This window comes from Streptomyces sp. NPDC057939 (genome assembly GCF_042887545.1).
Taxonomy (GTDB): Bacteria; Actinomycetota; Actinomycetes; order Streptomycetales; family Streptomycetaceae; genus Streptomyces.
Genome location: NZ_JBHVPG010000019.1, coordinates 29,477 through 49,110, shown reverse-complemented (window position 1 = coordinate 49,110; position 19,634 = coordinate 29,477). Strand labels below are relative to the sequence as shown.

Annotated in this window: 21 protein-coding genes; 10 read left to right on the top strand and 11 right to left on the bottom strand. The window is 73.1% G+C overall.

Going from position 1 to position 19,634, the window contains the following annotated elements; all coding sequences use genetic code 11:
- Positions 1–28: 28 nt before the first annotated feature.
- A complete protein-coding gene (locus ACFVS6_RS21385) occupies positions 29–1,117 on the bottom strand; it encodes a WD40/YVTN/BNR-like repeat-containing protein (RefSeq protein WP_389705881.1) in 1,089 nt (362 codons plus the stop codon).
- A 203-nt stretch (positions 1,118–1,320) separates the two neighbouring features.
- On the opposite strand from ACFVS6_RS21385, the gene ACFVS6_RS21380 reads away from it, so the two are divergent.
- Together ACFVS6_RS21380 and ACFVS6_RS21375 are read left to right on the top strand one after the other, a co-directional pair.
- Complete coding sequence (locus ACFVS6_RS21380; protein ID WP_389705879.1) at positions 1,321–2,421, top strand: NADH:flavin oxidoreductase/NADH oxidase; 1,101 nt, start codon at positions 1,321–1,323, stop codon at positions 2,419–2,421.
- 131 nt (positions 2,422–2,552) lie between these two features.
- The gene (locus ACFVS6_RS21375) at positions 2,553–2,927 is read left to right on the top strand and encodes an ArsR/SmtB family transcription factor (protein WP_389705878.1); all 375 of its coding nucleotides are present in this window, start codon (positions 2,553–2,555) and stop codon (positions 2,925–2,927) included.
- Positions 2,928–2,936: 9 nt separating this feature from the next.
- Here the strand turns inward: ACFVS6_RS21375 and ACFVS6_RS21370 are convergent, their stop codons facing one another.
- Genes ACFVS6_RS21370 through ACFVS6_RS21360 form a run of 3 tightly spaced genes read right to left on the bottom strand, consistent with a single transcriptional unit; the run spans position 2,937 to position 5,442 of the window.
- The gene (locus ACFVS6_RS21370) at positions 2,937–3,344 is read right to left on the bottom strand and encodes a hypothetical protein (RefSeq protein WP_389705876.1); all 408 of its coding nucleotides are present in this window, start codon (positions 3,342–3,344) and stop codon (positions 2,937–2,939) included.
- A gap of 36 nt (positions 3,345–3,380) precedes the next feature.
- Positions 3,381–4,736 (bottom strand): FAD-dependent oxidoreductase, encoded by a 1,356-nt coding sequence (locus ACFVS6_RS21365; RefSeq protein WP_389705875.1) that lies wholly within the window; start codon positions 4,734–4,736, stop codon positions 3,381–3,383.
- A 52-nt stretch (positions 4,737–4,788) separates the two neighbouring features.
- A complete protein-coding gene (locus ACFVS6_RS21360; protein WP_389705873.1) occupies positions 4,789–5,442 on the bottom strand; it encodes a DUF305 domain-containing protein in 654 nt (217 codons plus the stop codon).
- Between the two features lie 76 nt (positions 5,443–5,518).
- Between ACFVS6_RS21360 and ACFVS6_RS21355 the strand changes: the two genes are divergently transcribed.
- A complete protein-coding gene (locus ACFVS6_RS21355; protein ID WP_389705871.1) occupies positions 5,519–7,006 on the top strand; it encodes an LVIVD repeat-containing protein in 1,488 nt (495 codons plus the stop codon).
- 33 nt (positions 7,007–7,039) lie between these two features.
- Here ACFVS6_RS21355 and ACFVS6_RS21350 read toward each other — a convergent pair whose 3' ends face one another.
- From ACFVS6_RS21350 to ACFVS6_RS21335, 4 genes are all read right to left on the bottom strand, one after another.
- The gene (locus tag ACFVS6_RS21350; protein ID WP_389705869.1) at positions 7,040–7,660 is read right to left on the bottom strand and encodes a TetR/AcrR family transcriptional regulator; all 621 of its coding nucleotides are present in this window, start codon (positions 7,658–7,660) and stop codon (positions 7,040–7,042) included.
- Positions 7,661–7,697: 37 nt separating this feature from the next.
- On the bottom strand, positions 7,698–8,372 hold the full coding sequence (locus tag ACFVS6_RS21345) for a phosphatase PAP2 family protein (RefSeq protein ID WP_389705867.1): 675 nt from the start codon (positions 8,370–8,372) through the stop codon (positions 7,698–7,700).
- 33 nt (positions 8,373–8,405) lie between these two features.
- On the bottom strand, positions 8,406–9,344 hold the full coding sequence (locus ACFVS6_RS21340) for a M56 family metallopeptidase (RefSeq protein ID WP_389705865.1): 939 nt from the start codon (positions 9,342–9,344) through the stop codon (positions 8,406–8,408).
- Positions 9,345–9,463: 119 nt separating this feature from the next.
- Positions 9,464–10,018, bottom strand: a complete 555-nt coding sequence (locus tag ACFVS6_RS21335; RefSeq protein WP_389705864.1) for a DUF5134 domain-containing protein — start codon at positions 10,016–10,018, stop codon at positions 9,464–9,466.
- A gap of 146 nt (positions 10,019–10,164) precedes the next feature.
- Here ACFVS6_RS21335 and ACFVS6_RS21330 point away from each other — a divergent pair, with 146 nt between their 5' ends.
- Positions 10,165–10,704, top strand: coding sequence for a GNAT family N-acetyltransferase (locus ACFVS6_RS21330; protein ID WP_389705862.1), 540 nt, complete (start codon positions 10,165–10,167; stop codon positions 10,702–10,704).
- A gap of 93 nt (positions 10,705–10,797) precedes the next feature.
- On the opposite strand, the gene ACFVS6_RS21325 is transcribed toward ACFVS6_RS21330, so the two are convergent.
- The gene (locus tag ACFVS6_RS21325) at positions 10,798–11,481 is read right to left on the bottom strand and encodes a glycerophosphodiester phosphodiesterase (protein WP_389705860.1); all 684 of its coding nucleotides are present in this window, start codon (positions 11,479–11,481) and stop codon (positions 10,798–10,800) included.
- 292 nt (positions 11,482–11,773) lie between these two features.
- Positions 11,774–12,394, bottom strand: coding sequence for a PadR family transcriptional regulator (locus ACFVS6_RS21320; RefSeq protein ID WP_389705858.1), 621 nt, complete (start codon positions 12,392–12,394; stop codon positions 11,774–11,776).
- 49 nt (positions 12,395–12,443) lie between these two features.
- Between ACFVS6_RS21320 and ACFVS6_RS21315 the strand changes: the two genes are divergently transcribed.
- The 5 genes from ACFVS6_RS21315 to ACFVS6_RS21295 all read left to right on the top strand — a co-directional run bounded on the left by ACFVS6_RS21315 (position 12,444) and on the right by ACFVS6_RS21295 (position 17,699).
- Positions 12,444–13,622, top strand: coding sequence for an LLM class flavin-dependent oxidoreductase (locus ACFVS6_RS21315; RefSeq protein ID WP_389705856.1), 1,179 nt, complete (start codon positions 12,444–12,446; stop codon positions 13,620–13,622).
- A gap of 150 nt (positions 13,623–13,772) precedes the next feature.
- Positions 13,773–15,179 carry a DUF6421 family protein gene (locus ACFVS6_RS21310; RefSeq protein ID WP_389705854.1) on the top strand — a complete coding sequence of 469 codons (1,407 nt, stop codon included), beginning with the start codon at positions 13,773–13,775 and terminating at the stop codon, positions 15,177–15,179.
- Positions 15,180–15,205: 26 nt separating this feature from the next.
- Positions 15,206–15,967: an SDR family NAD(P)-dependent oxidoreductase gene (locus ACFVS6_RS21305; protein WP_389705852.1), complete on the top strand. Its 762-nt coding sequence runs from the start codon at positions 15,206–15,208 to the stop codon at positions 15,965–15,967.
- Between the two features lie 11 nt (positions 15,968–15,978).
- On the top strand, positions 15,979–17,040 hold the full coding sequence (locus tag ACFVS6_RS21300) for a threonine aldolase family protein (RefSeq protein ID WP_389705850.1): 1,062 nt from the start codon (positions 15,979–15,981) through the stop codon (positions 17,038–17,040).
- Positions 17,041–17,099: 59 nt separating this feature from the next.
- Positions 17,100–17,699: a transglutaminase family protein gene (locus ACFVS6_RS21295; RefSeq protein ID WP_389705849.1), complete on the top strand. Its 600-nt coding sequence runs from the start codon at positions 17,100–17,102 to the stop codon at positions 17,697–17,699.
- Here the strand turns inward: ACFVS6_RS21295 and ACFVS6_RS21290 are convergent.
- Entirely contained in the window at positions 17,635–18,870 is a 1,236-nt protein-coding gene (locus ACFVS6_RS21290; RefSeq protein ID WP_389705847.1) for an MFS transporter, read from the bottom strand. The genes ACFVS6_RS21295 and ACFVS6_RS21290 overlap by 65 nt on opposite strands.
- A gap of 96 nt (positions 18,871–18,966) precedes the next feature.
- Here ACFVS6_RS21290 and ACFVS6_RS21285 point away from each other — a divergent pair, with 96 nt between their 5' ends.
- The gene (locus ACFVS6_RS21285) at positions 18,967–19,548 is read left to right on the top strand and encodes a CGNR zinc finger domain-containing protein (RefSeq protein WP_389705845.1); all 582 of its coding nucleotides are present in this window, start codon (positions 18,967–18,969) and stop codon (positions 19,546–19,548) included.
- Positions 19,549–19,634 lie beyond the last annotated feature (86 nt).

Here is a 19,634-nt window from a genome sequence, read left to right as displayed (position 1 = left end):
CACTCTAGTGGCTCAACGGGTCAATGCCTCAACCGAGCGCGGCGGCCCGCACGCACAACACGTCCGGCAGGTGTTCGGCGAGCAACTGCCAACTGTCGCCGTCGTCGTGGCCGGCGTAGAGCTCGCCGTTGCGGTTGCCGAAGTAGATGCCCGCCGGGTCGGCGTCGTCCGTGCACAGGGCGTCTCGCAGCACGGTGCCGTAGTGGTCGCCGGCAGGCAGGCCCTTGGAGAGCGGCTCCCAGGTGGCGCCCGCGTCCCGGGTGCGGAAGACCCGGCAGCGGTGCTCCGCCGGGACCCGGTCGGAGTCGGCGTTGAGCGGGAAGACGTACGCGGTGTCGGGCCGGTGCGGGTGGGCGGCCACGGCGAAGCCGAAGTCGGAGGGCAGTCCGGCGCCGATGTCGGTCCACTGCGAGCCGGCGTCGTCGCTCCGGTACACGCCCCAGTGGTTCTGGAGGTACAGCCGGTCGGTGTTCCCGGCATCCTGGGCGATCTTGTGGACGCACTGGCCGAACTCGGGATTCGGGTCGGGCAGGAACACCGCCGAGACCCCGTGGTTGGCCGGGGACCAGCTCTCCCCGCCGTCGCGGGTGCGGAACACCCCCGCGGTGGAGACGGCGACGGTCACCGCCAAGGGGTCGGTGGGGTCGGTGATCACGGTGTGCAGCCCCTCGCCGCCGCCCCCCGGCTCCCAGGCCGAGCGGCTGGGGTGCTCCCACAGGGGGCGCACCAGCTCGAAGGACTCGCCGCGGTCGGTGGAGCGGAACAGGGCGGCCGGTTCGGTCCCCGCGTAGACCACGTCCGGGGCCTCCGGGCCGGCCGGGTGCAGTTGCCAGACGCGCTCCAGGGACGCGCCCGTGTCCTGCGGGAACTTCACGGCGGCGGCGGCCGGTTCGCGCCAGCTCGCGCCGAGGTCGTCGGAGCTGAATACGGAGGGGCCCCAGTGGGTGCTGTCACCGCCGACCAGCAGTCGGGGGGAGGGTCCCCGGCGGTCGATCGCGACCGCGGACACGGCCTGGGCGTTGAAATGGGGTCCGTCGAACTCCCAGGGGCCGGTGCCCGCACGTCGTCCGATGAAGAGCCCCTTGCGGGTGCCCACGAGCAGTAGCACGTCGGTCATGGCCGACACCTCCGGACGTCCTTGTCCTTCACGACAGCTTTCCAGCCAGTCTGCACCCGCCCGCCGACACGGGCCGCGCGGCACGCGCGTCACCCGGACCTCGTTGTACGGGAAGTCTCGTACTACGAGGGATTTCGTAGTACGGTGTTTCTCGTACTTAGCGCCGATCCCCGGTGCGCGTCCGGTGACATCTGGAGAGCCCCATGAGTGCTGCACCCGCCGCCTTCACAGCCCTGTTCCAGCCCTACGCCCTGCGTTCGGTGACCGTCCCGAACCGCGTCTGGATGGCCGCGATGTGCCAGTACAGCGCCGAGCCCGCCGGCCCTGGCGCGGGCGTGGCCACCGACTGGCACTTCGCGCACTACGCTGCCCGCGCCACCGGCGGCACCGGCCTGATCATCCAGGAGGCCACCGCGGTCTCCCCCGGTGGCCGGATCTCCCCCTACGACCTGGGCATCTGGAACGACACCCAGGTGGAGGCGCTCCGCCGGATCACCACCTTCCTCAAGGCGCGGGGAACCGTCCCGGGCATTCAGATCGCCCACGCCGGGCGAAAGGCGTCGACCGACCGCCCCTGGAAGGGCGGCCGGCCCGTCGGCCCGGAAGCGCACGGCTGGCAGCCCGACGCCCCCAGCCCGGTCCCGTTCGCCGAGGGCCAGCCCGTGCCGCACGAGCTCACCGCCGACGAGATCCGTACGATCATCGGCGAGTTCGCCGCCGCCACCCGCCGCGCCCTCGCGGCGGGTTACGAGGTCGTCGAGGTCCACGGCGCCCACGGATACCTCATCGGGGAGTTCCTCTCCCCGCACAGCAACCGGCGCACCGACTCCTACGGCGGCTCCTTCGAGAACCGCACCCGCTTCGCCCTCGAAGTCGTCGAGGCCGTCCGCGCCGAATGGCCCGAGGAACTCCCCCTGTTCTTCCGCATCTCCGCCACCGACTGGCTGGAGCACGACGGCTGGACCGCCGACGACACCGTCCGACTGGCCGGACTCCTCCAGGAACGCGGCGTGGACCTGCTCGACGTGTCCACCGGCGGCCTCGCCCCCGGCGTGACGATCCCGCTCGGCCCCGGCTACCAGGTACCGTTCGCCGCCCGCGTCAAGGCGGAGACGAGCCTGCCGGTCGCCGCCGTCGGCCTGATCACCGAACCCGAGCACGCGGAGAAGATCCTCGCCAACGGCGAGGCGGACGCCGTCCTGCTCGGCCGCGAGCTGCTCCGAGACCCGTTCTGGGCCCGCCGGGCGGCCCTCGAACTCGGCGCGGAGATCCCCACGCCGGAGCCGTACCACCGCGCCTGGTGAACCGGTGCGGCGCGGCGGCCCCCACGCCCCGCGCCGCACCCCCACCCGTCCTACGACGGTTCTCGTACGATGGGCCCGCGGCGGGTCCGGTGCCCCCGGCCCACCGACCGACCGAACGAGCGGAGCAGGACATGACGGAACGTGACGCGGCCCGTGTCCTCGAACACCCCGATCCGGCGGCGATCCGGTTGGAAGGGGTCCTGCACGCGCTCTCCGACCCGCTCCGGCTGTCCATCGTCCGGGACCTCGCGGCCACGGACGCCGAACTGGCCTGCTCCCACTTCGACCTGCCGGTCACCAAGTCGACGACGACCCACCACTTCCGCGTCCTGCGCGAGAGCGGCGTCGTCCGGCAGACCTACCGCGGCACGGCCAAGATGAACGGCCTGCGCCGCGCCGAACTCCAGTCCCTCTTCCCCGGCCTGCTGGACAGCGTCCTGGCGGCGGCCGACGCCGAGGCGTCCCGCCTGCCCGGAACGGCCCTCCGGGCGACGACGCGATCGTGACGGCAGGCCCTAGGGTCGGGCGTCCATGCGGTGCATGATCCTGCCGTCGGGGCCGAAGACGTCCATGAGGTAGCCGTTCTCGAAGGAGGCTCCCTCCCTCGTCGTCAGGTGGGTCATGACCGAGGCCGACTGCAGGTCGAAGAGGGTGCCGCTGCTGTCTTCGTTGCGGGTCCGCACGACCACCCGTGGCACGCCCTCCGGTCCGTCCTCGATCCGGATCCCGTACACGTCCGGGTCCCCGCCGGCCGCCCTGTAGCGCTCGGCCAGGGCCGTCGCCTCCTGGGGGACGGCCGTCGTCGTGGCCGTCGGGCCCGGCAGGGCCTGCGTCCGGGGTTCCTCCGTGCAGCCCACCAGCAGCGCGGTTCCCGCCAGCGCGGTCAGTGCCGCGTACGTACCCCGTCGTACGGTGTGCCCCATCGCCAACTCCCCTGATCGGTAAAGGATTCGGCGACCCTACGCGAGGCCCGCCGCGCCCCGGAGGCCGGCCCAGTCGGGGATCTTCACCGAGCGGCGTCCCAGTGAGCGGCCGAGTTCCGCCTCGGCCGTCTCGATGGCCAGCCATCCCGGCCACTCCACCGGCCGCAGCCCCGCCGCGCGCAGCGCGTCCAGCGGGTCCCGGGGGAGCTCGCGGCGTGCGAGCGCGCCCGCGTCCTGGAGCAGCGAGGACACCGTCTCCTTGGCGCAGGGCCGGTTCGTGCCGATCACCCCGGTCGGCCCGCGCTTGATCCAGCCCGCCACGTACTCGCCGACCGAGGCCCGGCCCGCGCGCAGCACCCGGCCCGCCGCGTGCGGCACGGTTCCCCGCGCCGCGTCGAACGGCAGCCCCGGCAGCGGCACGCCCAGGTACCCCACCGAACGCAGCACCAGTTCGGCCGGGAGGTCCTCGTAGGCGCCGGTGCCCGTGACGCCGCCCCGGCCGTCGGGCGCGGTCCGCTCGAAACGCAGGGCCCGCACCCGGCCGTCCGGTCCGCCCAGCACCTCCGCGGGCCGCAGGTGGAACCGCAGGGTGAGGAGTCGGGGCTGCCCTGCGCCCGACCCCGGTGCGGTCCAGCCGCGCAGCACCTCGACGTTGCGCCGGGCCACCGCGGGCAGGGCCGCCGCCGCGCCGGGGTCCGCGTACGCCGGGTCCAGGGCCGCCTCCGCGGCGTCGACCCGGATCCCGACGCCCGGGAGCGTGCCCAGTTCGCGGAGTTCCTTGGTGGTGAACCGGCCCTGAGAGGGGCCGCGTCGGGCCACCATGGACACCTCCCGGACCCCGCTGCCGGCGAGCGCGCCGAGCGCCGGCTGGGGCATGTCGGTCGGCGCCAGGTCCGCCGCGCCCCGGGCCAGGATCCGGGCCACGTCCACCGCGACGTTCCCGGCGCCGACGACCACGGCCGAGCGGACACCGCCCAGGTCGAAGGGGGCGGCGTCCGGATGGCCGCTGTACCAGGACACGAAGGCCGTGGCGGAGTGCACGCCGGCCAGTTCCTCGCCGGGGATGCCGAGCAGCCGGTCGCGGGCGGCGCCCACGCAGTAGACGACGGCGTGGTAGAGCTCCAGCAGCCGGGCCGTGGAGAGCGGCCCGGAGCCGACCTCCACGTTCCCGAGGAAGCGGATCCGGTCCTCCTCCAGGACCGTGCGCAGGCTTCCGGTCAGCGATTTGATCTTCTCGTGGTCGGGGGCCACCCCGTACCGCACGAGGCCGTACGGGGCCGGCAGCCGGTCCAGCACGTCGACCCGTACGCCGGGCACCTCACGCTGCTGGACCAGTGCCTGGGCGGCGTAGACCCCGCTCGGGCCCGAACCGACGACGGCGACACGAAGCACGGCGGAGCTCCTCCCGCAGGTGCACCCAGCATGACACCGGCCCCCGGACCCGTCAGCCCATCGCGCGCATCCGGTGGATCTCGGCGCTCTGGGTGGCCACCACCTCGGTCGCCATCTCCTCGACGGCCACGTTGTTCCCCCGGGAGAGCGCCTCGCCCGCCATCTTCAGCGCGCCCTCGTGGTGCGAGGTCATCAGCGTCAGGAACAGCCGGTCGAAGTCGGCGCCCCTGGCGTCGCGCAACTGCTCCAGTTGCTGGGGCGTCGCCATCCCGGGCATGGTCGCGTGGTCGTGGCCGCCGGCGTGGGGAGCGGGCGCCGGGTGCCGGGCGACCCATTTCTCCATGGCGCCGATCTCGGGTCCCTGCGCGGCCGCGATCCGCTCCGCGACCCGCTTGACCCCTTCCGCGGAGGCGCGTTCCGGGGCCAGCGCGCTCATCGCGAGGGCCTGGCGGTGGTGCTCGGTCATGTCGCGCACGTACGTGTGGTCGGCGGCGTTGGGGCTGTCGTCGGGGCGTTCCCGGGCGGCCTGTTCGGGGGTGAGGGTGCGGGCCTTCTCGCCCGGTCTGCCGGGCGCGACCACCACCGCCGCCCCGTCGCCCGCCGCGTCCGCGGCGCCGTCGTCCTCGCATCCGGTGAGGGCGAGGAGGAGTCCGGCGGCCAGCGCCGCCGCCAGGAATCGGCCGACCAATGCATTTGCCATGTCCATGGAAACGACGATACTGCCGGGGTCCAGGTTCCGTTCCCACGAGGAACGGGACGTTCGGGCCCCCACGGGAGGCACAGTGACCTCGCTGCACACCGTCAGAGTGCGCCACCGGAGTCTGGGAGTGGCCTTGGCCGCCGCCGGACTCCTGACCACGCTCCTGGCGACCGCCGGACCGGCGGCCGCCACCCCCGACCCCGGGGACTTACGGCCGGGCGCCGGCTCCGGACGGAGCGCCGCTTCCGCCCCGGACCGCGAACTCGCCCCCGGCGAGATCCCCGGCCAGGACGAGATCGTCCACAGTCGCAACATCAAACCGCTGGCCAACATCCCCAGTGCCAACCCCAACGGCATCAACACCGACCTGGCGTTCGAGGGCAGGTACGCCTACGCGGGCAATTACGACGGCTTCACCGTCTACGACATCGCCAATCCCAAGTCCCCGAAGGTGGTCAGTCAGGTCCTGTGCCCGGGCGGCCAGAACGACATCTCGGTCTCCGGGGACCTGCTCTTCCTGTCGACGGACTCCTCGCGCAGCGACGACTCCTGCAACAGCGTCTCGCAGCCGGCCACGGAGAAGTCCTCCTGGGAGGGCATCAAGATCTTCGACATCAAGGACAAGAAGAACCCGAAGTACATCAAGTCCGTCGAGACGGCCTGCGGCTCCCACACGCACACGCTGGTGCCGGGCGGCCGTGACCTCTACCTCTACGTCGCCTCCTACTCCCCGAACGAGGCCTTCCCGGACTGCAAGCCCCCGCACGACGGCATCTCCGTGGTGAAGGTGCCCAAGAAGGCCCCCACCAAGGCCGCCGTCGTCGGCTTCCCCGTCCTCTTCCCGGACGGCGGCAACCCGGGCGCGCCCGCCAACCCCGGGGTCTCCAAGACCACCGGCTGCCACGACATCACGGTGCTGCCCTCCAAGAACCTGGCCGCCGGCGCCTGCATGGGCGACGGCATCCTCTTCGACATCACCAGGCCGGAACAGCCCCGGGTCATCGACCGGGTCCAGGACAACGTGAACTTCGCCTTCTGGCACTCGGCCACCTTCAACGAGCGCGCGAACAAGGTGGTGTTCACCGACGAGCTCGGCGGCGGTGGCGGCGCCACCTGCAACGAGGCGACCGGACCGAACCGGGGCGCCGACGGCATCTACGACATCACCGGCCGCGGCGACCAGCGCAAGCTCGTCTTCAAGAGCTACTTCAAGATCCCGCGCCACCAGGCCGACACCGAGAACTGCGTCGCCCACAACGGCTCGCTGATCCCGGTCGGCGGCGGCCGCGACATCATGGTCCAGGCCTGGTACCAGGGCGGCGTCTCGGTGTGGGACTTCACCGACTCCACCCGCCCCAGGGAGATCGGCTACTTCGAACGCGGCCCGCTGACCACCGACGCGCTCGGCCTCGGCGGCTCCTGGTCGGCGTACTACTACAACGGGCACATCTACTCGAACGACATCGTCAAGGGCCTCGACGTGCTACGGCTCGACGACTGGCGCACCGACAGCGCCAAGTGGGTGCGGATGGACCGCCTCAACGTGCAGACCCAGCCCGACTACCGCTGACCCCGACCGCGCCGGTCGTCGCGCGCGCCGGCGTCACACGAACGTCCCGCCGGGCGGTCCGCCGTCCGGCGGGACACCGAGCTCCCAGTCCAGTCCGTACCGCTGGAAGAGCTCGGCGCGCAGCCGGGGCCCGGGCATCGGTGCCCCCGGCAGCAGGACCGCCACCACCGCACCCATCAGCAGGGCCCGCAGCAGCGGATAGTCCGTGTCCACGTCCGCCGAGCCGTACCGGGTGACGGTGTCCCGCAGCAGCTCCGCGAGGCGCTGCTGCTCCGGGCACTGGATGAAGCCCTCGGCCGCGAGGATCCCCGCCATGTGCGTGCGCATCAGCCGGGGGTGGTCCCGGGCCAGCCCGAGGACCGCGTCGATGGCCCGGGCCAGCCGCTCGCGGCCGTCCGCGCTCCGCGGCTCCCGTTCCAGCGCCGCTTCCAGGGTCAGGTGCATCAACCGGTGCACGGCGGACTGCAGGAGCTGCCGCTTCCCCGGGAAGTAGTACGACACCAGGCCGCGGGCGGCGCCGGCGCGGTCGGCGATGTCGCCGAGCGTCGTGGCCTCGAAGCCGCGCTCGGACACCAGCTCGACCGTGGCCTGCAGCAGCCGCTCCCGGGAACGTCTGCGCAATTCTTCATTGACCGATGCGCTGCGCGGGGACATGCTTACTCCTGCGTTGACTGGCTCCGGGCCAATATACTCAGCGCACGGTGTCGTCTGTTCGGGGCGACGCGGGGGATCGCCCCGGGCAGGCACACCGGCACGCCGCGAGCGCCACCAGGGCAACCAGGGCCACGCCCAGGAGCCAGCCCGCGAGGACGTCCGAGAACCAGTGGACGCCCAGGTAGAGCCGGGTGAGGCCGACCCCGAGCACCGAGACGACGGCCACCGTCCACGCGCCGTACAGCACCGGCCGCGCGACCGTCCGCGGCATCAGCCACAGCAGCAGACCGCACACCACCGTGGCCGTCATCGCGTGCCCCGAGGGATAGGCCGCGTAGTGCGCGGAGTCGACGGGATCCGGCCACTGCGGGCGCTCCCTGCCGACGGCGGCCTTCAACCCCTGCTGCACCGCCGAGGCCACCAGGGTGCCCGCGGCCACGCACACGGCGCGTACGCGGTCCCCGTGCCACCACAGCCAACCGAAGGCCGCCGCGGCCAGGGCCCGCATGGTCCAGGGGTCCCAGATCCAATCGCTCAGCACCCGCATCAGCCCGGTGACCGCGGTGTGGGAGACGGCGTACGGGTGCAGCGCCCCCGCGACGTCCTCGTCGAGGCCGATGAGCGGCTGCCACCGGATCACCACCAGGACGGTCAGCACGGCCGCGGCGGCCGCACAGGCCGACCCCGTTTTCCCCAACCGGTTGTTCCGCATGCCCCGATCCTCGCAGCAAGCGGAACGCCTCCCTCACCTCAGCGCGCTGAGTCCCGGTACGAAGGCGACCAGCAGCGGCACGGCCGGCACCAGGGTGGCCAGCGCCGTCAGGCGCAACCGGCGGCCCGGGGACAGCCGGGGCGAGGCCGACAGCAGCCGCCGCACGCGCTGCGGCACGTGCGCCTGCGCGGTGGGGGAGGGGCCGAAGACCCCGCGGTCCTCGTTCAGCCCGACCAGGGCCAGCGCGATCGTCAGGCGCCCGTAGCGACGTGAGGCCACGTCGTCGGCGGCCAGCTCGACCAGCCGGTGCATCTCCGCCTCGAACGCGGCGAACACCGGCACCTGCGGGAACCCCCGCGACAGCGCCCGCGAGCAGTGCAGCAGCCAGTCGTGCCGGGCCGCCGCGTGCCCCTGCTCGTGCGCCAGCACGGCGTCCAACTGGCTGCCCTTGAGTCGGCCCAGTGCCGCCGTCGTCACCACCAGCTGCGGTACCGCCCCCGGCTGCCACCAGGCCTCCGGCCGCGGTCCCTCCAGGACGACGAGCCGCCCGGCCACCGGCTCCTCGCCGGGCAGCAGCGGCGCGCGGACCGACAGCTCGGCGTCCCGGGCGCGCCGCCGGGCCCGGGCCCGCAGCACCTCCCGCGTCAGCATCGCGCCGGTCCACAGGCCCCCGCAGGCCAGCGCCAGGGCGGTGCCGGTGGCCCACGGGCCGCCCGCCGCACCCAGCGCGTAGGCGTCGACGACCCCGTGCGGGGCCGCCGCGAACAGCCGACCCCGTACGGCCTGCCAGGCGGCGGCCGCGCTCAGCAGCATCGACAGGGCCAGGCACAGGAGCGTCGCGCCGACCACGCACTGCCACGCCCACAGCGCGACGACGGGTTCGCGATCGGGCCACTGGGCCCGGGCCAGGAGACGGGGTGCGAGCACCGCGGTCAGTGCGCCGAGCAGGAGGAGAACGGCGGGGACCATCATGGCCGCCAGCCTATGAGCGCACCCCTGCCCGCCGGTACGGTCCTGGGGTATTGGTGACGCAGGACACGTCCCGCGACGCGCCCGCCGCCCGTTGTCCCCGACCTCGCGGGTCGGGGCCGTCACATGGTCAGCAGCATCGCCAACATCCCCGTTCCCATGGCGAGTCGGCACGCGGGGATGAGGTCCCCGGGTCCGCCGGCCACCACGAGGGACCGCCCGCCGCCGCCGGCCGCGCCGACGGAATCGCCGCCCCCGGCCGCCACCAGCCGGGCTCCGCCGAGCAGCACGTAGCCCGCGTAGTAGAGGAGCAGCGCGCCCGTCACCGCCGGGAGGCCGGCCCGGCCGTGCCCGTGTCCGGCGGTCATCGACAGCGCCATGTAGGTCATCGCCAGCGAGCCGACGAGGTGGTGCGCGTGGTGGGCCCCGCCGCGCAGCATCCACAGGGCGTGCAGCGTCGCCCCGCCGAACACGGCGAGGAGGATCCCCGGACCCCACGCGCCGATCCCCGAGGGTGCGGCCATCGCCGCCATCCCGAAACCCATCACGGCCTCGCCGGCCGCCGGGCCGCGCTCGGGGCGTCCCGCTCTGCGCGCCCGCAGCAGACAGTAGGCACCGCTCACCGCGCACAGCAGCACGAGCAACCAGGCGGACAGGGCGGAGGAGGAGAACGGCATGGCGGGACCGTGCACGGCGGAACCTCCCGGTTCGTCGGCGTCACGGGAAGGAATGCCCGCCCGACACCGCGCTCACGCCGCCCCGCGCTACGCTCTCCATGCCTCACCAGGCATGTCATATGCCACCGCATCGAACGGAGCGCCCGATGTCCACCGCACAGCCCGCCGCCCTCAGCTTCCGTGCCGCCGTGGAGGCGGACGTACCGGAACTGGTGGTGCTCGTCGAATCCGCCTACCGCGGAGACGCCAGCCGGGCGGGCTGGACCACCGAGGCCGACTACCTGGACGGGCAGCGCACCGACCCGGAAGGTGTCCGCGCGGTCATCGAGAACAAGGACGGCGTGCTGCTCGTCGTCGAGCGCGCGGGTGGGATCGTCGCCTGCTGCCAGCTCGAACACCGGGGGGAGTACGCCTACTTCGGCATGTTCGCCGTCCGCCCCGGCCTCCAGGGCGGCGGCCTCGGCAAGGAGATCCTGGCCGAGGCGGAGCGCCGCGCCCGCGAGACGTGGGGGGCCGAGGAAATGCGGATGACGGTGATCAACGTACGGGAGGAGCTCATCGCCTACTACGTGCGCCGCGGGTACGTGCGCACCGGCGAACTGAGCCCCTTCCCCTACGGCGACGCGCGCTTCGGCGAGCCGCGCCGCGACGACCTGGCCTTCGAGCTGCTCGTCAAGTCGCTCTGAGGCACTGCGGGGCAACCCGCCCCGTGGGCCCGGCCGTCGGGTCGGGCCGTTCGGACAATTCGTTCGGACAAGCCGTTCGTTCGGGCCGTTCGGTCAGGCCGTGAAGCGGCCGGTGCTGCGGATCTCCGGGAGGCCGGTGACGGCGCCGTCCAGTTGGAGCGCCCGCGCCAGCCGCAGCCGGTCCAGCGTGTCGACCGTCCACCCCGTCACCCGCAGTCCGGCCGCGTGCGCCGCCTCCACGGTCTCCAGGGTGATGCGGCGGATGTCGAGGTCGAGCGTCCGCGCCCCCGCGGCCAGGCCCCGATCCACGACGTCCGCCCCGTGCCGCTCCGCGTGCAGCACCGTCCGGACGCCAGGCGCGAGATGGGCCACGGTGGTGAGCACCGCGCCGTCGCGCGAGGCCACCTCCACCCGTGAGGTCAGGTCCCGGCGCGCCAGGAGCTCCGCGAGCGCGGCCCCGGTGCGCTGGTCGTGCACCGAGATCCGCAGCGGGACCCCCACCGCGTCCAGCACCTCCTCCGGGAGGGGCGGGCGCTCGCCCTGCCCGGCGTCCAGGGCGCGCAGCTCGGCGAGGGTCAGGTCGGCGACGGCACCCGAGCCGTCGGTGGTGCGGTCCACTTCCGCGTCGTGCAGGACGACGAGGGCGCCGTCCTTGCTGAGGCGCAGGTCCAGCGCGATGACGTCCATCCCGCAGCGTTCCGCGCGGACGAACGACCGCAGGGTGTTCTCCGGTTCGACACCCATGACCCCGCGATGACCGATGGTGAGGAAAGTCAAGGTTCTCTCGCTTCCGTCGACGGCGGCTCCCCGCGCGGTCGCGGTGTCCCGACCGGCCGCGCGCGGTGAGGACGCATGCTAGTGCGCCCCGCCCGCGAAGGGACCGGGCGTGCGGGGGCCCGGATCGGCCGTCCGGCCGCTTCCCGCCGGGGCCGTGCGCGCCGGGGCGGGCGCGTGCCGCTCCGCCGTCGTCACCCGGGCGTGGGCGCGTCCCCACCGGCTTGACGGGCGGCCGCGCGGGGGCGGCGGAGGTCACCCTTGCGCGGTTGGTCCACCCGCCCCGAGGAGGGTTCTACGGCTCCTCCGGGCCCTGGGCCCGCTGCGGGTTCCGGCCTTCCGCCGGGGCCGCCCCGGCGAGGTCGGCCAGCAGGGCGCCGGCCAGCTCCAGTTCGGCCAGGTGCTGCCGTTCGCTCCAGCGCAGGACCAGCGTGGGAAAGGCCCACTCCGCCACGTCCGCCGCGTGCTCCATGGCCTCCCGTACGGCGGCCAGTTCGCCCCGGGTCCGCTCCATGTGGTCCGTCACCATCGCGCGCAGCCGCTCGGGCTCCGCCAGGTGCCCCAGCCAGATCCGCAGCAGCAGACCGTGCTTGAGCACCGGCGGGCCCGCCTGCGCGGTGTCGCCCGCCCATCCGGTCAGGGCCTCGCGGCCCGCGTCGGTGATCGCGTAGCGGCGCTTGGCACGCGCCTCCTCGGGTCCCGAGCGCACGGAGACCGCGTACCCCAGGTCCTCCAGCCGTCGCAGTTCCGCGTAGATCTGGCTGATCGCGGGCGACCAGTAGAAGAAACGGAGGGAGGAGTCCGCCCACTTCTTCAGCTCGTACCCGGTGCGCTCGCCGGGGAACGAGAGCAGACCGAGCACCGCCCACGCGGTGGGCGGGAGGTCTTGCTTCTTCGGTTCCTGACTACTAGTCATATTCCGAATCGAAGTGAGACCGGGCACGGGACGCAACCCTGGAGGCATCGTGAAATTCTCCGTGATCTTCGAAGCGCAGTTGGCCGACCCGACCGTGGAGCGGGAGCACCAGGTCATCCGCGACTGCGTCGAGCAGGCAGTACTGGCCGAACGCATGGGATTCGACCGGATCTGGGCCGTTGAGCACCACTCGTTGAAGTGGTACGCCCACATGTCCGCCCCGGAGGTTTTCCTGAGTTTCATCGCGGCCCGGACGCACACCATACGCATCGGGCACGGAGTCGTGTGCATGCCGTTCAACTTCAACCACCCGGTCCGGGTCGCCGAGCGCGCGGCCATGCTCGACCTGCTGTCCGGCGGTCGGCTCGACCTCGGGGCCGGGCGCGGCGGGACGGAGCAGGAGACCTCGCTGTGCGGTGTCGACCGGGAGCGGACCACCGCCGAGGTCGAGGAGGCGCTGCGGATCATCGGGCGGGCCTGGCAGGAGGAGGAGCTGGAGTACCACGGCGAACTGCTCGACATCGCGCCGCACCCGATCCTGCCGCGCCCGGCGCAGACCCCCCATCCGCCGCTGTTCCTGGCGTGCAGCCGGGGTGAGACCCTGGTGCGGGCGGCGGAGCTGGGGGTCGGGGCGCTCGTGATGGGCTTCGCCGGGCCGGAGTCGATCGCGGGCATGCGGGCCGTCTACGACGCGGCGATCGCGGGGCGGGACGGGAGCGCCTTCGTGTCCACGGTGGTCAACGACCACTTCTCGGTGCTCTGCCCGACGATCGTGCTGGAGGACCCGGAGGAGGCCCGCCGCGTCGGGATCCGGGGGCAGCGGTTCTTCGCGCAGTCCATCGGGCACTGGTACGGCGGCGCCGGCGTTCCGGACGAGGCGGTGGTGGCGGGTGCCGACGAGGAGGCCGGCATGCGCCGGGCGGCCGAGCAGGTCGTGGCGCGGCTGCACGAGTTGGACATCCCCGTCCGGCCCACGGCCACGGCCACCTTCAACCCCGACCACGCCTACGGCGGCGCGGACGACGCCATCGCTTACGTGGAGCGATTGGAGGCGGCCGGCGCGGACGAGGTGATGTGTCTCATCCAGATGGGCACGGTGCCGCAGGAGGCGTGCTTGGAAACCATCCGACAATGGGGTGAAAAGGTCATTCCTCACTTCTCCGGTCGCGGAGCGCGAACAGGGGGACACGCACCGCTGCGCGGAGTCGGGTCGAGTGGCCCCGAATGATGCGGAGTGATGGCTTCCATGCTCGGCGACGGGAAGACTTCCGGCAAAGAAGGGGGTGGCGCAGGATAATTTCCTGAGTTTCCTCTTGAGCGGGAGAGCCTCCCATGCCTACCCTGTGCCGACGTGAGGTTCTCCTGTGGAGGAAGTGACATGACGGAAACTCTTGTGCCGGGTGTCGGCGGTGCCGTGATAACCGCTGGCGCGCGGGTGGTCGACCACCCGGCGTGGCCCGAGCTCAAGGCCGCCGTGGAGGAGATTCGTCCCTGGCAGAGCGCGGACGGCTCCATCGACTTCGAGGCGGAGGGCGCGCACGCCCGCGCCACCGTCATGGCCGCCGTGGAGCGCGTGATCACCGCCGTCGAGACGCTGTCGCCGCTGCTCCCGCACGCCGCCGCGTACCACGAGGCCCTCGTGGCCGACCTGCGCAAGTGGGCCGCCGACGACTTCCGCGTCCCGGACTTCCTCGACTCCCTGCTGGCCTTCCAGCCCGCCGCCGAGCGCGCCGACGGGCTCCAGCACCTCGTGGTCTTCCCCATGTACACGCAGAACGGCAACCCGGACCGCAACCTGGAGGCCGTCGCGCTCAAGATGGTGTGGCCCGAGTGGCTCGCCGAGCTGGAGCGCACCCGCTACGACAACCCGCTCTTCCTCGGCATCACCTTCGAGGACTTCACCCCGGGTTACGACACGAACTCCGCCGTCCTCTTCCCGGAGACCATCGCCGTCCGCGAGGCCCCCGAGCGCTTCACCTGGGGCGGCATCTTCTGCGACCGCGAGGCCGCGCGCTACCGCAAGGTGACCGCCGCCGCCGTGGACATCCTCGGCATCGAGCTGCCCGAGGACATCGCCGCCATGGTCGAGGACCAGGAGCGCTGCGAGAAGGCCTTCGTCCTGTGGGACATGGTCCACGACCGCACCCACAGCCACGGCGACCTGCCGTTCGACCCCTTCATGATCAAGCAGCGCCAGCCGTTCTGGATGTACGGCCTGGAGGAGCTGCGCTGCGACCTCACCGCCTTCAAGGAGGCCGTGAAGCTGGAGTCCGAGGGCAACGAGCACGGCCGCGACGTGCAGTACGCGGTCCTCTTCGACCGGATGTTCCGCTTCCCGGTGTCCGGCGACCGCAACCGCAACTACGACGGTCTCGGCGGCCAGCTGCTCTTCGCGTACCTCCACAAGCACGACGTCGTGCGCTGGACGGACAACAAGCTGAAGATCGACTGGATGCGCGCCCCGCAGGTCACCAACCAGCTCTGCGCCGAGATCGAGGACCTCTACCGGGCCGGCATCGACCGCCCGAAGCTCGTCCACTGGTTCAAGGCGTACGAGCTCGTCTCCACCTACCTGGCTCCGCACCCGGGATCCAAGTGGGCCAAGGGTGCCGACGCCCTCGACACGACGCAGCCGCCGCGCAAGCTCGTGGACGACGTGCTTCCGGACGAGTTTCCGCTCAGCATGTTCTACGAGGCCCTCGCCAAGAAGCTCAAGGGCGTGATCGCCTCCACCAAGGGCATCACCGCCCTGAACGCCGAGACGGCCGGCCGGGCCGCCGCATGAGCACCGCTCCGCAGGAGGCTGCACAGATGAACGGCTCCGTGAACGGCAACGGCAAGCTCCACGGAGCGGTGGTCGCGGTGGCGGGAGCCGGCGGCCCCGCCGGGCGCGCCACGCTGCTCCGCCTCGCCGAGGCGGGCGCGGTGGTCGTGGCCTCCGACGCCGACCCGGCACGCCTCGCCGAGGCCGTCGACGCGGCCCGCTACGCCCACGGCGGCGCCACCATCACCGGTGACACCGTCGACCTGCTCGACCTGGACGCCACCAAGGCGTGGGCCGAGCACACCGAGAAGGAGTTCGGCCGCCTCGACGGGGTCGTCCACCTGGTCGGCGGCTGGCGCGGCAGCAAGACGTTCACCGATGTGGACCTCGCGGACTGGGACTTCCTGGAGAAGCTCCTCATCCGCACCGTCCAGCACACCTCGCTCGCCTTCCACGACGGCCTGCTGCGCAGCGACATCGGCCGATACGTGCTGATCAGCCAGTCCGGCGCGCACAAGCCGGTCGCCAACAACGCCGCCTACAACGCCGGCAAGGCGGCCGCCGAGGCCTGGACCCTCGCCATGGCGGATTCCTTCCGCAAGGCGGGCGGCGAGGACGGCCCGCAGGCCGCGGCTGCGATCCTGGTCATCAAGGCACTGGTGCACGACGCGATGCGCGCGGAGCGCCCCAATGCGAAGTTCGCGGGCTTCACCGACGTCGCGGAGCTGGCCGAGGCCATCGCCGGCGTGTGGGAGCGGCCCGCCTCCGAGGTGAACGGACAGCGTCTGTGGCTCACTCCGCAACCGTGAGGACCGATGCCGTGAAGACCGACGCGCGGCGCCACCACGACCCCGCGGTGCGCGGGTTCGCGAGCGACAACTACGCCGGGGTGCACCCGGAGGTCCTCGCGGCCATCGCCCTCGCCAACGGCGGTCACCAGGTGTCGTACGGCGAGGACGAGTACACCGAGAACCTGCAGAAGGTCTTCCGCAGTCACTTCGGGCCGTACGCGGAAACCTTCCCGGTCTTCAACGGTACGGGCGCCAACGTCGTCGCCCTCCAGGCCATGACCGACCGGTGGGGCGCCGTGATCTGCGCCAAGTCCGCCCACATCAACGTGGATGAGGGCGGCGCCCCCGAGCGCATGGCCGGCCTCAAGCTGCTCACCGTTCCCACGCCGGACGGCAAGCTCACCCCCGAGCTGATCGACCAGGAGGCCTGGGGCTTCGACGACGAGCACCGGGCCATGCCCCAGGTCGTCTCGATCACCCAGAACACCGAGCTCGGCACGGTCTACACGCCGGACGAGATCAAGGCGATCTGCGACCACGCCCACGGCCTCGGCATGAAGGTGCACCTCGACGGCGCCCGCATAGCCAACGCCGCGGCCTCGCTCGACGTGCCGATGCGCACCTTCACGAACACGGTCGGCGTGGACGTGCTGTCGTACGGCGGCACCAAGAACGGCATGATGTTCGGCGAGGCCGTGGTCGTGCTGAACCCGGACGCCGTCCGCAAGATGAAGCACATCCGCAAGATGTCGATGCAGCTCGCGTCCAAGATGCGCTTCGTCTCCGTCCAGCTGGAGGCGCTGCTCGCCAAGGACCTGTGGCTGCGCAACGCCCGCCACGGCAACGCCATGGCGCAGCGGCTCGCGGCCGGCGTGCGGGAGACCGACGGCGTGGAGATCCTCTACCCGGTGCAGGCGAACGCGGTGTTCGCCCGCCTGCCGCACGAGGTCACCCGGCGGCTCCAGGAGCGCTACCGCTTCTACTTCTGGGACGAGGCCGCCGGCGACGTCCGCTGGATGTGCGGGTTCGACACCCAGGAAGAGGACGTGGACGGCTTCCTCCAGGCGCTGAAGGAAGAGCTGGCGCGCTGACCCGGCCCGCCGATAAATCAATAGGCATGCGCGAGAGCGCATAGATATGCTGCTGGATCATGGAAATGATCCAGCAGCATGCCGACCTCGACGCCTATGTGGTGGCGGACGAGGCCGTAGACCACGACCATCCCTTCGTGCGCGAGACCGCCGACGCCCTGTGGACGGCCACCGGCGACGACCGGACCTACGCGGAAGTGGCCTACGGCTTCGTCCGCGACACCGTCGGACACTCCGCCGACACCGGCGACGAGCGCGTCACCTGGCGGGCCTCCGACGTCCTGCGCACGCGCAACGGCATCTGCCTGGCCAAGTCCCACGCCCTCGCCGCGCTGCTGCGCGCCCGGGGCATCCCCACGGCCCTGTGCTACCAGCGACTCCTCGCCGACGACGGTGCCGCGCACATGATCCACGGCCTGATCGCCCTGCGGCTGCCCGGCACCGCCCGCTGGTCCCGGCTCGACGCCCGCGGCAACAAGCCCGGCGTCGACGCCCGCTTCGACCTCGACCGCGAACGGCTCGCCTTCCCCGTGCGCCCGGACCTCGGCGAGAGCGACTACCCCGAGCTGTACGCCGCCCCGCACCCGGCCGCCCTCAGGGCGCTCCGGGAGTCCCCCGACCGGACACGGCTCTGGCGGAACCTGCCGACGGCCCTGTAACGGCCTCCGGCACGGGACCGCGGGCCACCACCAGCAGGTGCAGGGCGGCGGCCACGAGCTGGAGCACCGCGATCCCGAGCAGCAGCGTCCACGCCGGGGCCGCGGCCGTCAGCCCCACGAGGGCGGCGCCCGCGGAGGCCGCCGTCAGCTTCAGTCCCGCCCCCAGGGTGAAGACCTGCGCCCGCACCCCGTCCGGCGCGTACTGCGAACGGATCCGCAGCGTCGCCGTCAGCAGCGGTCCGTCGCACACCCCGGCCACCGCGAACAGCGCGGCCGTCGCGGGCACCGACGGGGCGAACGCGGCCGCCGCCAGGGCCGCCCCGGTCCCGGCCATCGCCCAGCGGGCCAGCCTGCCCGGCGCCACGGAGGTGATCCGGCCCAGCGTCAACGAGCCGGCCAACGCCCCCACCGCGAAGGCCGTCATCAGGACCCCGCCCGCGCCCGGGCTGCCGAGCTCCGCGGCCAGCAGCACCGAGCAGGTCGTCAGCGCCCCGACGCCGACGAAGGCCAGGGTCGTCGCCGAGGTGACCGCCCGCAGCTCCCGGACCCGCCACAGCGCGGCGAGGCCCGCACCGAGCCCGGCCCGGGGACCGTCCTGCGGCCGGGCCGCGCCGGGGGCCTCGTACGGGAGGGTCGCCGCCAGGAGCGCCGCCAGGGCGCCGGAGGCGGTCAGCAACGCCATCGCGGGGCCGGCCGAGGCCAACGCCGTGATCGTGCCGACCGCGGCGGGCGCCGTGACCGCCGCCGCGTTGTACGTGGACGCGTCCCAGCCGTACGCCCGGTCGCGCCCGGGCCCCTCCGGCACCAACGAGGCGACGAGGCTGGACAGCCCGCCCGTCACCATCGGCCCGCAGGTCCCGCCGAGCACCGCCACGGCCAGCACCGCCGGCCAGGGCGCCCGGCCCAGCAGCGCCGCCAGCGCGGCCGTCGCGGCCGTGAACCCGGCCAGCGCGCCCACGTGGAACAGCCGGGGCCGCCGGGTGCGGGCGGCGGCGGCGCCCGCGAGGGGCGCCGCCAGGACGTGCGGGGCCAGCCAGGCCGTCAGGACGAACGCCCCGTGCGCCGCGCTCCCCGTGCGCTCCAGGGCCAGCAGCACCACCGCCATGCCCATGCCCTCGGAGGCGAACCGCGCCGCCAGCGCCGCCCCCAGGTACCTCCCGAACCCACCCATGCCCCGTACCCCCTCCGGTACCGACCCGCACCGCGTGTAACGTGTTGCCGAGGAAAGACGTTACGTCATGTGGGTGTACGGCGAAAGGATCCGACGATGGCAGGCGCACGGAACGCGGGTGGTCCTGCGGGTGAGGGCTTCTCGGCGGCCCGGCGGCTGATCGAATGCTCCGAGGCGGTCCGCGTCGACCCCGCACTCGCGCGGGACGGCCTCGCCGCCCTGCTCGCCCGGCACGGCGAACACCCGGCCGATCTCACCCCCGAGGCCTTCGGCGAGGCGGACGCGGTCGAACTGCGGGCCGCCGCGCTCCGAATGGCCGGGGTGCTCGCCGAGACCGACGAGGACCGAGCCGCCGAGGCCCTCAACGTCCTGCTGGAGGAGTGCGGGACCCGGCCCCGGCTGACCCGGCACGACGGCCACCCCTGGCACCTGCACGTCGACCGGGGCGACGGGGCCCATTGGGGCGACTGGTTCCTGGCCTCCGGCGCCCTCGCCCTGGCGCAACTGCTCACCGAGCACGGACGCGTCGTTTGGGGGGCCTGCGCGGCCACGGGCTGCGGGCGGCTCTTCCTCGGGACGGGCCCCGGCAGCGTCCGCCGCTACTGCTCCACCACCTGCTCCACGCGCGCCCGCGTCGCGGCCCACCGACGCCGCAGGCGCGAGGAGGGCGCGGGTTGAGGGAGCCGGGCCGGGCGCCGACATCCCGGGCGGGGCGGGCGGGGCGGGCCGCCGGCGCCCCCCCCCCCCCCCCCACCCCCCCCCCC